This window comes from Cytophagales bacterium, assembly GCA_033344775.1.
In the GTDB taxonomy this organism is placed as follows: domain Bacteria; phylum Bacteroidota; class Bacteroidia; order Cytophagales; family Cyclobacteriaceae; genus JAWPMT01.
Map to the genome: position 1 here is coordinate 852,931 of JAWPMT010000004.1, position 14,811 is coordinate 867,741.

Below are 14,811 nucleotides of genomic sequence, written 5' to 3' on the forward strand. Positions count from 1 at the left end.
GTAGCATGAGCATCATCCCCAATGCGCTACGAAAAGCCATCAATGAAAACAACCTGCTCCTATTTGTAGGCGCCGGACTCTCCTACAACCTGGTAAACATCCACCAACAACCCATCAAAGGCTGGAGCCATCTGGTGGCTAAAATCCTGGATCACTTAAGCGATAAGGGCCATGATGTAGCTCACTTATTGCCACTTGTAGATCGATACGATCCGATCAAAGTGCTTGATTTGATCGAGATCAATAAGAAAATCCCCAAGTCAGATATCTATGCCTTCACCAAAGATTTTTTTGATCTTGACCCGGACAGCAACGACCTGGAATTGCACCGAAAGCTTTTTCATCTCTCCAAAAAAATCATCACCACTAACTACGACAATGCCTTTGAGCTAGCAACACGTGAACTGGGAAAACACAAAGCCTACAAAGGCAAAAATTATGAACTGACCACTCATAAAGACCCGTCAGCACCATTGTTGTTCAAACTACACGGTTGCTTTGAAGAAGCCGACTCGATGGTACTCTTCCCTACCAACTACGATAATCTCTATGCAAACCCAGAACCCGATGCGGAGCATTCATTATTGGTATTGAAGAATATCATCTTGAACAAATCAATCCTCTTCATCGGCACAGGGATGGGCGATTTCCAGATCAACAGCATATTTCAAGAGATTAAAAAACTACAAGGCACCTATAATCAGGAACACTTTATCCTTACCACCAAAACTCTGGACAGTCAACTTGACTTTCTAACAGCTATTACAATTCAGAATCATACTGAAATTAGTTCCATCATCGAAGAACTGATTGAAATCAAACAAGTCACTGAAAATGAAGAATCCGCCGAAATAATCGAATTGAAAGAGCAACTGGAGGAAGCACAGCAAACAATTGAACGATTAAAGAGTACTACGGATAAAGATGAACTACTTGAAAGAGAAGCCTGGAAGTATTTTTCCAGAGGGTTGGAATTCAGCCTATCAGATCATCTTGAAGAAGCTTCTGAACAGTATAAAACTGCCGTGGAACTTAAGCCTGATTTGGCAGAAGCTTACTTTAATTGGGGAACGGATCTTGTAGAAATAGCACAAAGAGGAAATAAAGAAACTGCCGAAATGTTCTTTAATGAAGCTGCAGAAAAATTTCAAAAAGCCATTGAAATCAAACCAGACAAACACGAAGCATGGAATAATTGGGGAAATACATTAGGGCACTTAGCTGAATACAAAGAGCCATATGAAGCCAATGCACTTTTCTACCAAGCTTTTGAAAAATATCAAAAGGCCATTGAAATCAAACAAGACAAACATGAAGCCTGGAACAATTGGGGGGCTTATTTGGGAAAATATGCTGAAACCAAATCAGGTAAAGAAGCAGAAGTGCTTTATGATCAAGCCGTTCTCAAATTCCAGGCAGCTGTTGAAATCAAACCTGACTATTATAAGGCCTACTCCAATTGGGGGTATTGCTTAATCTCCTTATCTAGATCTAAGACGGCAGAAGCAGCAAATAAAATATTGCAACAAGCATTTGAAGTATGCAAAAAGGGGGTTGAACTTGGAGGGCAATCATATAACTTTTCATGCGTACTTGCTCTTCAAGGCAAAGATGAAGAAGCTCTTAAATATCTAGCTATTAGCCTAGAGAATAAAGATAAAAAAGTATCCTTAGTAGAACAAGACGAAGACTGGAAAGCATACTGGAACGATGAACGATTCATCTCTTTACTAGATCGGTACCGGGAATAAGGTGCGATTATATATGACCAAATTCAAAAAACGTCAAACCAAAAACAATAGGTGCAGCAATTAATCATTTTTGAAGTTCTGGAAACCAATTCCAGTCATACAGCACCTTGCTGGTACTAGTTAACCGGCAACTCAAAGAAAATAGAAGTCCCCTCCCCTTTCTTGGAACGCGCATAAATACTTCCGCCGTGTTCTTCTACCGCCATCTTACAGAAGCTTAGCCCAAGACCGGTAGACTGGACGGTATTCTTACGCTCAGGGTCTTTATGCCAAAACTTATTGAACAAGTGATCCAGGTCTTCTTCAGCGATCCCCACTCCGGTATCTCTGACCTCCAGCGCGATGAAACCCTCTTTTTCAGAATAAACGGCATAGACGCCAATGCTACCCTCTTTTTGGGTGTACTTCAAGGCATTATCAAATAAATTAGCCAGCACCCTCACCACAATATCCCGATCTATCTTCAACTGATGCGTTCCATCAGCTTCCAACGAAAGATTGACTCCCCTGTTTTGTGCGATCGGCAGCACCATTCGCTCTGCCTTGGCATACAGAACAGACAACTCCACAGCTTCCAGATTTAGCTGCATGTTCGCCTCTTCAAAGCGCTGAATATCCAGCATGTTGTAGATCATTTTCAGCATGGAACTTGCCGAATCGCGGATCTTATCCCCAAAGCTCTTCTCCTGAATCAAGTCCGAATAACCTACGATCACGCCAAGTGGACTTTTCAAATCATGCGCCAGCATGTTAGTCAATTCCAACTTATAAGTCGACAATTGCTCCAATCGTTGGTTTTGGAGTTTTAATTCTTCGGTCCGTTCTTCTACTTTGGTTTCCAGTTGTTGGTTGAGTTCGGTGATCTTTTTGTTGTTCTCTCTTTCGATCTTCAAGTTTTGTTTTTGGACGTAAGTCCTGCCTCCAAAGAAAAGCACTGCCAGAACGAAGCATGAGATAGCAATGGCAATGAACATGATCCTCGATTTGGATGCCTCATACTCAATGCGTTCCTTTTCTCGCTCAAACTCCAATACCTTCAGTGAGAGCTCATAGTCAAACAGGTCAGCTTGTAATTCCAGGTCTGCGCTAAATAAAGCTTCATTCAAGTTGATCACTTGATCCAAATGAACCTGTACCTGGCTATAATTCTCTAGTGCTCGCTCTACTTCTGCCAATGCTTCATGTGCTTCTCTTTGACGCAGCTTAGAACCTATTTCTTCCCCCAACGCTAAAGCTTGCTTAGCATAATTTCGAGCGATATCAGTATCTCCACTCCTCGTACTTAACAGAGAAAGATCCGACAACAAGGTACCATACAATTGCTTATCAATGGCAGGGGTCAGCCCGGAAATGGCCCTTGAATAGTATTCTTGCGATAAATCGAATGCTTCCATTCGCTGGTACAGATCACCCAAATACTTCTCACACACACTCACCCGAATGGCATTGTTCTGAGATTGTCTTAACTCAAGTGCTTTTTTTAGGTTTTCCTCGGCAGTTTCGTGATCACCCAATACCATCAACGCCCGGCCATAATAGTGGTAATAGTATCCCAGAATATTCTGGTTGTCCACCTGATCCAGGATTTCGGACATGGATTCCAGGTATTCCTTTGATTGCTCAGGTCGATTGATGTACAAGTTCAGGTTGGCCAGGTTCATGTAAGCATAAGCCTGCTCTTCAACATTGTTGATGTTGATGGCCGAACGCCAACCCTGCACGTAATTTTCTAAGGCTTTGATGTATTGATCCAGGTTCCGATAAGCCACTCCTGTGAAGCCATAAGCCCTGGGCAGTGCAACGCTATCTTCCGTTTCTAATGCCCGGACGATTGCTGCCTCTCCATATATGATCGAAAATTCCGGGTTGGTATTGCGATTCTTCCAGGCCAGATCCAGCAATTCATTGGTCGAGCGGTCTTGTAAGGAGTCTGACAGTTGCCTCGCCAATAATAATGGGGACACAATCATCCACAAAAGGACGAACGTGAGTCGAATCTTTATTTGATTGGCGAGAATCATGATGTTAGGTTTGGACCGGGTCCGATCACAAATCTGCAAATGTTATATTGGAACTGCAAATGGGATGCTACAACCGCCTTTATTCGCTATAAAGGCATCGCTCCCCAATCTTTATTTGCAGTGTAGGAAATCAAGCCATTTTCAACAGTCAACGGGGAATCAATGTTATTGTGATAAAGCTGACCGGTGCCCAGGCCATGGTACTCGTGGTTTTTGAACCCAGCCGTAAACTGTGCGATAGCATTCAAACCAATATTGGATTCCAATGCGGAGGTAATCCACCATCCAATTTTCATTTCTTCCGCTAAGTCAATCCATTCCTGAGCAGACTGGAACCCTCCTATAAGAGAAGGCTTTAATACGATGTAGTGTGGTTTTAAGAATTCGAGCAATTCTCTTTTCTCTGTTTTGGTTGCAATTCCGATCAATTCTTCATCCAGGGCAATTTTGACAGCCCCTTTTTTACAGAGCAACTGCATGGCTTCCGGTTGCCTGGGAATAATCGGCTGCTCAATGGAATGAAGGTTGAATTCCGACAAATCCAGCAATCTCCTCAAAGATTCGTGATTAGCGAAAGCCCCATTGGCATCCACTCGCAATTCCAGGTCAACAGACACTTCCCTCAATAATTTAAGTACTTCCAGTTCTTGTTGAAAATCAAGTGCCCCGATCTTCATCTTGATACACTTGAAGCCTTGATCCAGCTTTTCCTGCGCCCGCTGTTTCATGGTATCGATATCCCCCATCCATACCAGGCCATTAATCGGGATAGGCTCCTGATTCTGATAGAACGCATTGTCAAAAATCAATTTCTGACCACCATGCACAAGGTCCAACAACGCCACTTCCAAGCCGAAACGCAAACTGGCAAAAGGAATTGGACTCAACTCCTGAGCAATTGAAAAGGCGGCTGCTTCCGTTCTGGGAGTAGTGAAATTTACGATCTTCTGCTGAACCTGCTCCAACACATCAGGAACGAGGCTAACATCTTCGATACTGAGTCTATTCAGCGGGGCCACTTCTCCATAGCCGGCAACTTCCGGATTGCGATCATCGCAAACTTTTAAAAACCAAACGTCCCTTTTTTTCATTACACCACGGGAGGTTCCCGCATCGAAGGTGAAGTCAAGCGTGTAGGGTTTATATTCGAGCTTTAGCATAAAATCAAGGAAAGAAGTTTTGTGAAAAACGTATCACTAGCAGATTACCATTACGAATTACCAACCGAAAAAATAGCGAAGTATCCGCTAAATGATCGGAGCAAGTCCAAACTATTGAAGTATAAACGTGGAAACATCAGCCATCATGCGTTTGTGGATATCTCAGGTTTCATTAATCCGGACAGCTTGCTGGTTTTCAACAATACACGGGTCATTCCGGCTCGCATCCATTTCTTCAAAAAGACGGGCGCCAAAATAGAAGTATTCCTACTCGAACCCGTAACGCCTGCAACTGTGGAGGAAGCCATGAATGCCGTGGAATATTGTGAATGGAAATGCATGATCGGAAATGCAAAGAAGTGGCCGGAAAATCAACCCGAACTGATCGAAACGGAAAACTTATCGGTGACCATCACACGGTTGGCCGATCAAACCGTCAGCATTCACTGGAATAACCAAGTCCCCTTCTCTGAACTGATCCAACAACTGGGAAAAATGCCCTTGCCTCCCTACATCAAAAGAAAGGTCGAAAAAGAAGATGAAGACAGGTACCAAACCGTTTATGCGGAACCAGAAGGTGCAGTAGCTGCTCCTACGGCAGGACTGCATTTCACTAATGAAATATTACAACAACTAGAAGATAAGGGCGTCCCCAAAGACTTTGTGACGCTGCATGTATCTGCGGGAACTTTTCAGCCGATCAAAGCGGATGACGTTACCGAACATCCCATGCATCAGGAAGAGATCATCATATCTCGCTCGAACGTAGAGCAGTTACTGAAATATCAGAAGGTCATCGCCGTGGGCACCACTAGTCTTCGGACATTGGAGTCCTTGTATTGGTTTGGGGTGAATTTGCAAGAAGATCCTGAAGCTTCATTCATGGTGAAAAAAATGCAACCATACGAAGCTGAGGTTACACTTTCAAAAGAAGCTGCCTTACAAAATGTACTCGATCTCATGGAGCGAAAGCAGCTCCTGCAACTCATTGGCCATACCGAAATATTCATCTTTCCTGGTTATCAGTTTCGGATCATTGCTGCATTGATCACGAACTTTCACTTGCCTGGCTCAACGCTCATCCTATTAATCGCTTCTTTCATTGGTGAAGACTGGCGCAAAGTCTATCAGGAGGCGTTGGATCATGAGTATCGTTTCCTGAGTTATGGGGATAGTAGTTTATTGATTCCTGGGTAGGCTTTGATCTGTTGATGGAATTTTAATGCCCAAAAAATATGTAGTAGCATTGCATGTAGAATGTCGATTTCGAGGGCCTCAATCTGACAGCCTCCTATTACTACATTTCAAATGCAACTGAATTCATTCTATTGATTCCCGGTTAATGTCTTAATTTTAATTGGATATGGAACGCGTTGAACAGTTTTGGCATGGTATCGTTTCAGGGTTGAAGTCCATCTGGGAGTTTGTCAATATTCCATTACTCAAGGAGTCCGAAATTACTGTAGGCACCATTCTTTACATCATTTTCGGATTCATTCTGCTGAGCTATCTCACCAAAAAGATCAGAAAAATCCTGGTCCATGGCATCCTCGAGCGGGCCAACGTCGAGCAATCGAGCCGGGCATCCATAGGCACTATTACCCGGTACATCATCCTGCTGATCGGATCAATTTTCATTGTTCAGACCGCTGGAATTGATCTCAGCGCCTTGAGTTTATTGGCAGGTGCCCTCGGCGTGGGTATTGGTTTTGGGTTGCAAAACATCACGGACAATTTCATTTCGGGATTGATCATCCTATTCGAAAAGCCCATCAAAGTGGGTGATCGTATCGAGGTAGGCGATGTGGATGGAGACGTCATCAGCATTTCCGTACGAGCAACAACCATCCAGACCAATGACAACATTTCGATGATCATCCCCAATTCGGAATTCATTTCCCAAAAAGTCATTAACTGGAGTCACAATGACCGAAACATTCGTTACCGAATCCCCATTGGGGTCAGCTACAAGGAAGATCCGGAATTGGTGAAAACCTTATTATTGGATGTCGCTGACCGGAATGATCATGTCTTAAAAGATCCGGAGCCTGTCGTTTTTTTCGATGAGTTCGCAGATAGCTCCATCAACTTTACTCTGGCGATCTGGACTTCTACGTATACGGACCGTCCACGCTTATTGAAAAGCGAAATCCTTTTCGAGGTATTTAAAGTCTTTCGTGAAAAAGGCATTGAAATTCCATTCCCGCAACGTGACATCCACATCAAACAAGAAGAGGGTGCTCCAATTAGTCAAGACTAATTCAAACCCCCTCTCCCATTTAGTTCTTATACTTTATTACCTGGCCTGGCCAAAGTTGTAGGCCAATCCTACGCCAAAGACACTTTTGAATTGTGTTCTCGGTCCACGAGATACCAGTTCACCATTCGAATTAAATTCATCAATCTTGATGTCATCATCATAGATCAATTGCGTTTGCCAGTTCACCGTCAGAAAGTCATTCACTTTCATGACCAGCAGGTTTTGCCAGTTCACGTCAATGTTACCAAAATCCTGGAGGTAATTTGCAAATAGCTCTAGTCGACTCTCGAACTGCACATTTTCTACGACTTCCTTATTGAAAGACGCTTTAATAAAAGATCCTAATTCAGCTCTTGATTTTGATCCAAGTGATGTGAATCGGCCCAGGTTTTCATCAAAGAATCCTGGATCTACTCCAAAAGCTCCTGCGTTGGCCAGGTCCTGGTCCATCACAAAAGTGAACTTACCTCCGATAGGAGAATAAGATAATGAAAACGAAGGATCAGGGTTCCACTGCAAACCTGTTGCTACCACTAAATAGGCGGGACTAAAAAATTTGGAAATTGTATTGCCTTCAGAGTCCAATCCTCGATCGAACTGGGTACGAAAATCAAGTAGTGAACTCCAATACAATTTATCTGAGACCTTGTAGCCAAATTCGGTGATCACATTGAAACGGTCATCTGTTTTTTCAAAATCAGCTTCATCCCCACCCTGACGGATCAAACCGTAACCCATTTCAACGACATTTTTCCAGATGATCTTATCCTTCTGATAGTCAGCATAAGTGGTAAAAAAACCATTTAACGAAACGGAGTTATCGCCACCAGCAGCCCAATTGGTCAGAGAAACCTGAGTGAACGTAAGGGAAGCAATTCCACCTCTTTTCCAATAGGTTGTATCTGATGGAGTGGAGTCCTGAGAAAATCCAGCATATCCCAGGGAAATCGTACATACAAAGAGTAATAATTTTTTCATATGAAACAGGTTAGGGTCTGTTTTAGAAATATTTCCGCAAATGAACATGATCAAGACGGAAATCGCGAAAATTCTAGACGAAAAGCTCCCAATCAACGATATCAAGCCACCGAATCCTGACCAAATAAAAAATGCCAGTCAAAATCAATCAACTGGCATTATGTCTCATGTAACCTTTCCGCTACTCGTAGCTATTCACTTTCAGGTCATTCTCTTTCACTATTCTTCTCAGGATTTTACCCACGTTAGATTTAGGTAGTTCATCTGTGAAGGCAATGTGTTTCGGACACTTATAAGCAGTCAAATGCTCTCGTGCATATGCGCGTAGTTCATCTTCAGTCAGACTGTCATCAGATTTCACCACATAGATTTTAACTGCCTCCGTAGATTTTTTATCAGGCACACCAATGGCAGCCAATTCCAATACTTTAGGATGAGAAGCAATAGCATTCTCTACATCATTCGGGTAAACATTGAACCCGGACACCAGAATCATTTCTTTTTTCCGGTCGACGATCTTGAAAAACCCGGATTCGTCCATTACTGCCACATCGCCAGTTTTGAACCAGCCATCAATGAAGGAGTTCTCCGTTTCTTCCGGTCTACCCCAGTACCCTTTCATCACTTGAGGGCCTTTGGCACACAATTCCCCAGGCTCGCCCGGAGCAACTTCTTTCCCTGCGTCATCCAACAAAACAATCTCTGTATTTGGTATCGGCATTCCGATACTTCCGATTCGTCCGTTTCCATTCAATGGGTTCGACGTAAGTACGGGTGACGTTTCTGTCAAACCATACCCTTCAGACAGAGGTGAATTGGTAAGGTTCTGCCATTTCTCGGCTACTACCTGCTGAACAGCCATACCACCTCCAAAACCGAATTTCAATTTTGAAAAGTCCAGACTGTTGAAGGTGTCATTATTCAACAACCCATTAAATAGCGTGTTTACACCAGTGATCACCGTAAATGAGTGTTTGCTCAATTCTTTAACGAAAGCAGGCATGTCACGAGGATTGGTGATCAATACGTTTTTCGACCCGATAGAAACAGTCATCAACGCATTACAAGTCAATGCGAAGATGTGGTAAAGCGGTAATGCAGTAATGAAAATTTCTTTTCCTTCTTCCATGCCTCCATGGAACATCCAGGTCCTTACCTGAGTCAGGTTCGCCACAACATTGCGGTTGGTCAACATCGCACCCTTAGAAACACCAGTTGTGCCGCCTGTATATTGCAAAAAGGCCAGGTCTTCTCCAGTGATTTCAGGTGCTTCAAACGTTTCTTTAGCACCTGCTGCCATGACGGATTTAAAAGGTATGGCATCCGGTAAATTATAGGGAGGTACCATTTTCTTCACGCTCTTCACCACGAAGTTGACAATCGCTCCCTTTAGGCCACCAAGCATGTCACCCATCTTAGTGACAATCACTTTCTCGATTTTGGTTTCGGAAAGGATTTCTTCCAGGTTACAGGCAAAATTGGCCAACACGACCGCCACCTTGGCACCACTATCATTGAATTGGTGCTTCATCTCAGAAGGTGTGTAGAGCGGATTGGTGTTAACCACGGTCATACCCGCTTTCAATGCACCAAACATCACAACCGGATATTGCAAGAGATTAGGCATCTGGATCGCAACCTTATCTCCCTTTTTGAGTCCGGCCACCTTGGTCAAATACGCTGCGAAATCATCGGAAAGCTTGTCGAGCTCCTGAAAAGTGATGCCTTTACCTAAGTTCTCAAATGCAGGTTTAGACGCGAACTTTTTAAAGGAGTCCGTTAGCAACGCAGCTAGCGATGGAAATTCGTCTGGATTGATCTCGTGGGGAACTCCATCCGGGTAGTTCTCTAACCAGGGCCGTTTACTCATTGGGTTAATTCTGAAAAGGTTAAATAATCTTTAAATATATACTGTGAAACTGAGGATATGCAAAAAATGCATGCCAAAGGATTCAATTTACCTAAGCATTTAAAATATTGCTCAACTCGAGACTACAAATCAACCACAGTAATCGGTCAATGGTATAACAAATCCCCGGGTATTTAGTTATACGACCTTCATACGGGATTACCCAATGCCAATAAAATTCCTAGTTGGGACGATAATGCTCCTGCCATACCGTAAAAGAAGGTCTTTCTCTTCCGCCTTCATCAATGAGTCCGGTATCTCGCCAAATCTGTCCCAGGTCTTTTACCTCTTCACGGAAGTCAACCACAGTGCATCATAGTCCCGGTGTGCCCACCAGATGATAAATTCATATTCCAGCGCGTTGGCATTCTCAATCAAAGTCTCCAAATAATCCCTCTGACCATTTTCGTCTCCGTCAATCGAAACGTTCAAATTAGGGACAGACAAATTTTCCGCTAAATGCGCTGTTTCAACAAAAGCAATTGGTGCAGTAACATTTGTGTGTAAAAAATCAAAAGCGGACTGGAATTCCCTTTTCGTATTAAACCCTCTAAAAAACGGATAGAAACTAATGGCTACAAAATCCATTTGATTCATGTAGCCCAGCATTTCTTCTACGTATGCCTCGTGATCCGGAGCATCTGATTGAATGAGGTTATGAAGCGAAATCGATTCTGAGACTTTTAAATCAGGATATGCCTGCTTAATCCTGTCAGTCACCTCCTCCATCAAACGCTGATAGGCATTCCATTTCTCAGGGGACCTGAGCCTAAATTCATTCACTTCAATGGCAATGACCAGATAATCGGGTTCAAATGCTTCGACCAGATAATTGACATGCTTGAAATAGGCTTCATTGATATACGCATTGTCAAGATCATCATATGCGGGTATGGTGCCATCAAAGTCCGAAGCTAGTTCATCTCTATTGGAGTTAAGTAAGCTTATGCTGAGAAGAAAATCTTTACCAGCAATTTTTCGGGAGACTTTACCATTGATTTCATTAGTGAATGCCGCAGGCAGCTCCTGACTGTTGATCCATGCACTCCAGGGTATGTTGTTGTCAATGTGCTCCGCGTAGATATTGGCATTACTTTCAATAAAAGCATAGGTATCATCGACATCTTGCAGATTCGGACCGAAACTCCAGGAAGTGAACCCCATCTTTAATTGACCCAGATTAACTGAGGGTTCATCCTCATGATCACAACTGACCAGAGAAACCAGTAAGAAGAGCACACAATAGCCTTTCAAGTAAACCCATTTATTTCCTAGCATAATGATGTGAATTATTCCCGACTTATTAAAAATAAAAGAAGCTCGGAGAATACCCTACCGGATAAAGGATCAAGCTTAATCCCTGTGGAGAAAATGAGAGTTACTTTGATCCTCTGGTATTGTGTTATGTGGCTAATTGGTTTTCCTACCCAGGTAAAGTAGAAAATTTACTGCTCTGGTGAGCAATCTTAGGAATATATCGGAAAACAAGGATTCATCAAGTTGTTTTGAAAACAGGATGGATTAAAAAATGAAAAGGGCCTTCTCACCCCTAAGAAGACCCAATTCAAACAACATTAACCCAAAAATGATGGCTGTAGGAGAAGGATTTGAACCTCCACGGAGCGGTTAGTTTCGAAATCATGAATTATGATTTTTTGAAAATTATCCCTTATCTCCACCCTCGGTTAAAAGGGCATGTCTGCCGTTTTCATCAACCTACAGTGTTTAGCGTGGCACTACTTGCTGCGCTTTGTTGATACAAACTTAAATACATTGTCATTTTCTTTAAAAATTTTTTAATAAATTTGACAAAAGTTTTCAATCTGATTAATTTAGCAATACCAAAATTATATATCTCATAAATTGACTTCCTCAGATGAGTAAAAATTATGAAATTGACAATGTAGATCTAAAAATCCTGAATATTCTTATGCAGGACGCCAAGATCCCCTACACCGAAGTAGCGAAAAAAGTGTTCGTTTCCGGAGGAACAGTACACGTGAGGATGAAAAAACTAGAGGAAATGGGAGTCGTCGATGGGACGACCCTCAAAATGGATTATTCTAAACTAGGATATGACGTTACCTGCTTTATGGGCATTTACCTCCAGAAAAGCTCCTTATATGATAAGGTGGTCCTGGAATTGAAGGAGATTCCTGAGATTGTTAAAATCCATTACACAACGGGTAATTACAACATCTTTTTAAAGATCCATTGCCGGGATACACGCCACTTGAAGGACGTTCTTCACGATAAAATTCAAAAAATAGAAGGCATTGAAAGAACCGAAACTTTCATCTCTTTAGAAGAAAGCCTGAACAGACATCTAAGTTTTTAAACGTTTTTTCCCGCCGTTCGAAACCTTTTCAGGCCTTTTAAGCTTCCTTTTTTGAGTAATTCTGAATAAGCTTCGTTCTTATTTAGAATTATTCCAAATAAGCATTTACTTTGCAGTAGTAATTAGGCCTGAAGAGATTTTCGTATGAGCAATGATGATCAAATATTAGAGGAATTCACCTCAAAAGAATATGAACACGGATGGTCCGTTGATTTTGAAGCCGACGAGGCACCTCTCGGACTCAATGAGGACATCATCAGATTTATCTCAGCCAAAAAAGACGAGCCGCAGTGGTTGCTCGACTGGCGATTGAGTGCCTACCGTAAGTGGGTAGACATGAAAGAGCCGAAATGGCCCAATGTCCATTACCCGGAAATTGATTTCCAGGCAATCAAATATTATTCTGCCCCGAAGCAGGACAAGAAACCCAGCAGCCTTGATGAGGTTGATCCGGAATTGCTCAAAACCTTTGAGCGTCTTGGCATTTCATTGCAAGAGCAAAAACGGCTGACGGGAGTTGCTGTAGACGCTGTGATTGATTCGGTATCTGTCGCCACCACCTTCAAAGACAAGTTGTCGGAGCTGGGCATTGTTTTTTGCTCATTTAGTGAAGCCGTTCAGGAACACCCCGAATTGGTGAAAAAATATTTGGGATCTGTCGTTCCTGTTAGTGACAATTACTATGCAGCACTAAATTCAGCTGTCTTTTCAGATGGTTCGTTCTGCTACATCCCTAAGGGCGTAAGATGCCCAATGGAGCTTTCCACCTATTTCCGGATCAATGCAGCCAATACAGGCCAATTTGAGCGCACATTGATCGTTGCCGAAGATGATTCTTATGTGAGCTACCTGGAAGGTTGTACCGCTCCTCAAAGAGATGAAAATCAGCTCCACGCAGCAGTCGTAGAGATCTATGCTGCAAAAAACGCGGAAGTAAAATATTCAACGGTACAAAACTGGTACCCTGGAGACAAGCACGGCAACGGAGGTATTTACAACTTCGTAACTAAACGAGGCCTGTGTGCGGGTGATCATGCCAAAATCTCCTGGACCCAGGTAGAAACAGGTTCTGCGGTGACCTGGAAATATCCTTCTTGCATATTGAAAGGTGATCATTCTGTCGGAGAATTCTATTCTGTTGCGGTGACCAATAATTACCAACAGGCGGACACAGGCACCAAAATGATCCATATCGGGAAAAACACCCGATCCAGAATTGTCTCTAAAGGTATTTCAGCAGGAAAATCGCAGAACAGTTACCGTGGCCAGGTGCACATCATGAAGCGGGCCGAAAATGCACGAAACTTCTCACAATGCGACTCTTTGTTAATGGGGGACCAATGTGGTGCGCATACATTCCCTTATATCGACGCAGAAAACAAAACTGCACAAATCGAGCATGAGGCGACTACCTCCAAAATCGGAGAGGATCAAATATTCTACTGTTTACAACGAGGCCTGGACGAAGAATCTGCCGTTGCGCTGATCGTCAATGGTTTTGCCAAAGAGGTGATGAACAAACTTCCGATGGAGTTTGCGGTAGAAGCACAAAAATTACTAGCGCTGACGCTTGAAGGAAGTGTTGGGTAAGCCATTCAATCATTGATAAAAATATTTGACCGATATATAACATGTTAAAGATCTCAAATCTTCACGCTTCGATCGAAGACAAAGACATTCTTCGAGGCATCAACCTGGAAGTAAAAGCGGGTGAAGTCCATGCCATCATGGGCCCCAATGGTTCAGGAAAAAGTACCCTGGCTTCTGTACTGGCCGGCCGGGAGGACTATGAAGTGACCGAAGGAAGTATCGAATATTTCGGAAACGATATTATTGAGCTTGCTCCAGAAGAAAGAGCTCGCGAAGGCATATTCCTTGCCTTTCAGTATCCGGTAGAAATTCCAGGTGTAAGCACCACTAACTTCTTAAAAACTGCCATCAATCAGGTACGTGAGCATCGTGGCGAGAAAGCGCTGGATGCAGTTTCCTTTCTTAAATTGATGAAAGAGAAAATGAAGTTGGTTGAGATCTCTCAATCACTGTTGAGCAGATCATTGAATGAAGGATTCTCCGGCGGAGAAAAGAAAAGAAATGAGATCTTCCAGATGGCCATGTTGGAGCCAAAACTGGCGGTACTGGATGAAACTGACTCGGGATTGGACATTGATGCCTTGCGGATTGTTGCCAATGGTGTCAACTCTCTGAAGTCTGAGGAGAATGCCACCATTGTAGTCACTCACTATCAGCGTTTGTTGGACTACATCGTACCAGATTTTGTACACGTTTTGTACAAAGGAAGAATCGTAAAGTCTGGTGACAAATCCCTTGCTCTCGAATTGGAAGAGAAAGGATACGACTGGATCAAAGAAGAAGTAGAAGGTCAACTCGTTTAAG

General features: G+C 42.9%; 11 protein-coding genes. 6 read left to right on the forward strand and 5 right to left on the reverse strand.

All coding sequences use genetic code 11. The annotated features are described in order from the left end of the window. The first annotated feature begins 5 nt into the window (after positions 1 to 5). A complete protein-coding gene (locus tag R8G66_12380; protein MDW3193160.1) occupies positions 6 to 1,751 on the forward strand; it encodes an SIR2 family protein in 1,746 nt (581 codons plus the stop codon). Between the two features lie 116 nt (positions 1,752 to 1,867). On the opposite strand, the gene R8G66_12385 is transcribed toward R8G66_12380, so the two are convergent. Next, positions 1,868 to 3,772, reverse strand: a complete 1,905-nt coding sequence (locus R8G66_12385) for a tetratricopeptide repeat-containing sensor histidine kinase (GenBank protein MDW3193161.1) — start codon at positions 3,770 to 3,772, stop codon at positions 1,868 to 1,870. A gap of 86 nt (positions 3,773 to 3,858) precedes the next feature. Further along, the gene (locus R8G66_12390) at positions 3,859 to 4,932 is read right to left on the reverse strand and encodes an o-succinylbenzoate synthase (GenBank protein ID MDW3193162.1); all 1,074 of its coding nucleotides are present in this window, start codon (positions 4,930 to 4,932) and stop codon (positions 3,859 to 3,861) included. 21 nt (positions 4,933 to 4,953) lie between these two features. Here R8G66_12390 and queA point away from each other — a divergent pair, with 21 nt between their 5' ends. Then, the gene (gene queA, locus R8G66_12395; GenBank protein MDW3193163.1) at positions 4,954 to 6,129 is read left to right on the forward strand and encodes a tRNA preQ1(34) S-adenosylmethionine ribosyltransferase-isomerase QueA; all 1,176 of its coding nucleotides are present in this window, start codon (positions 4,954 to 4,956) and stop codon (positions 6,127 to 6,129) included. A gap of 166 nt (positions 6,130 to 6,295) precedes the next feature. Then, entirely contained in the window at positions 6,296 to 7,192 is an 897-nt protein-coding gene (locus R8G66_12400; GenBank protein ID MDW3193164.1) for a mechanosensitive ion channel, read from the forward strand. 36 nt (positions 7,193 to 7,228) lie between these two features. Here R8G66_12400 and R8G66_12405 read toward each other — a convergent pair whose 3' ends face one another. From R8G66_12405 to R8G66_12415, 3 genes are all read right to left on the reverse strand, one after another. Continuing rightward, positions 7,229 to 8,170 (reverse strand): DUF3078 domain-containing protein, encoded by a 942-nt coding sequence (locus R8G66_12405; GenBank protein MDW3193165.1) that lies wholly within the window; start codon positions 8,168 to 8,170, stop codon positions 7,229 to 7,231. 181 nt (positions 8,171 to 8,351) lie between these two features. Beyond that, complete coding sequence (locus R8G66_12410) at positions 8,352 to 10,040, reverse strand: AMP-binding protein (GenBank protein ID MDW3193166.1); 1,689 nt, start codon at positions 10,038 to 10,040, stop codon at positions 8,352 to 8,354. Positions 10,041 to 10,361: 321 nt separating this feature from the next. Beyond that, positions 10,362 to 11,357: a glycosyl hydrolase 53 family protein gene (locus tag R8G66_12415; GenBank protein ID MDW3193167.1), complete on the reverse strand. Its 996-nt coding sequence runs from the start codon at positions 11,355 to 11,357 to the stop codon at positions 10,362 to 10,364. Between the two features lie 598 nt (positions 11,358 to 11,955). Between R8G66_12415 and R8G66_12420 the strand changes: the two genes are divergently transcribed. From R8G66_12420 to sufC, 3 genes are all read left to right on the forward strand, one after another. Then, positions 11,956 to 12,417 (forward strand): Lrp/AsnC ligand binding domain-containing protein, encoded by a 462-nt coding sequence (locus tag R8G66_12420; GenBank protein ID MDW3193168.1) that lies wholly within the window; start codon positions 11,956 to 11,958, stop codon positions 12,415 to 12,417. 144 nt (positions 12,418 to 12,561) lie between these two features. Beyond that, entirely contained in the window at positions 12,562 to 14,007 is a 1,446-nt protein-coding gene (gene sufB, locus R8G66_12425; protein MDW3193169.1) for a Fe-S cluster assembly protein SufB, read from the forward strand. Between the two features lie 41 nt (positions 14,008 to 14,048). Further along, positions 14,049 to 14,810, forward strand: coding sequence for a Fe-S cluster assembly ATPase SufC (sufC, locus tag R8G66_12430; protein MDW3193170.1), 762 nt, complete (start codon positions 14,049 to 14,051; stop codon positions 14,808 to 14,810). The last annotated feature ends 1 nt before the right edge of the window (position 14,811 follow it).

Coding starts and splice junctions, on each gene's coding strand:
- R8G66_12410 (MDW3193166.1), bottom strand. CDS start 10,040: ATGAGTAAACGGCCCTGGTTAGAGAACTACCCGGATGGAGTTCCCCAC.
- R8G66_12400 (MDW3193164.1), top strand. CDS start 6,296: ATGGAACGCGTTGAACAGTTTTGGCATGGTATCGTTTCAGGGTTGAAG.
- R8G66_12420 (MDW3193168.1), top strand. CDS start 11,956: ATGAGTAAAAATTATGAAATTGACAATGTAGATCTAAAAATCCTGAAT.
- R8G66_12390 (MDW3193162.1), bottom strand. CDS start 4,932: ATGCTAAAGCTCGAATATAAACCCTACACGCTTGACTTCACCTTCGAT.
- sufC (MDW3193170.1), top strand. CDS start 14,049: ATGTTAAAGATCTCAAATCTTCACGCTTCGATCGAAGACAAAGACATT.
- R8G66_12415 (MDW3193167.1), bottom strand. CDS start 11,357: ATGCTAGGAAATAAATGGGTTTACTTGAAAGGCTATTGTGTGCTCTTC.
- R8G66_12380 (MDW3193160.1), top strand. CDS start 6: ATGAGCATCATCCCCAATGCGCTACGAAAAGCCATCAATGAAAACAAC.
- sufB (MDW3193169.1), top strand. CDS start 12,562: ATGAGCAATGATGATCAAATATTAGAGGAATTCACCTCAAAAGAATAT.
- R8G66_12385 (MDW3193161.1), bottom strand. CDS start 3,772: ATGATTCTCGCCAATCAAATAAAGATTCGACTCACGTTCGTCCTTTTG.
- R8G66_12405 (MDW3193165.1), bottom strand. CDS start 8,170: ATGAAAAAATTATTACTCTTTGTATGTACGATTTCCCTGGGATATGCT.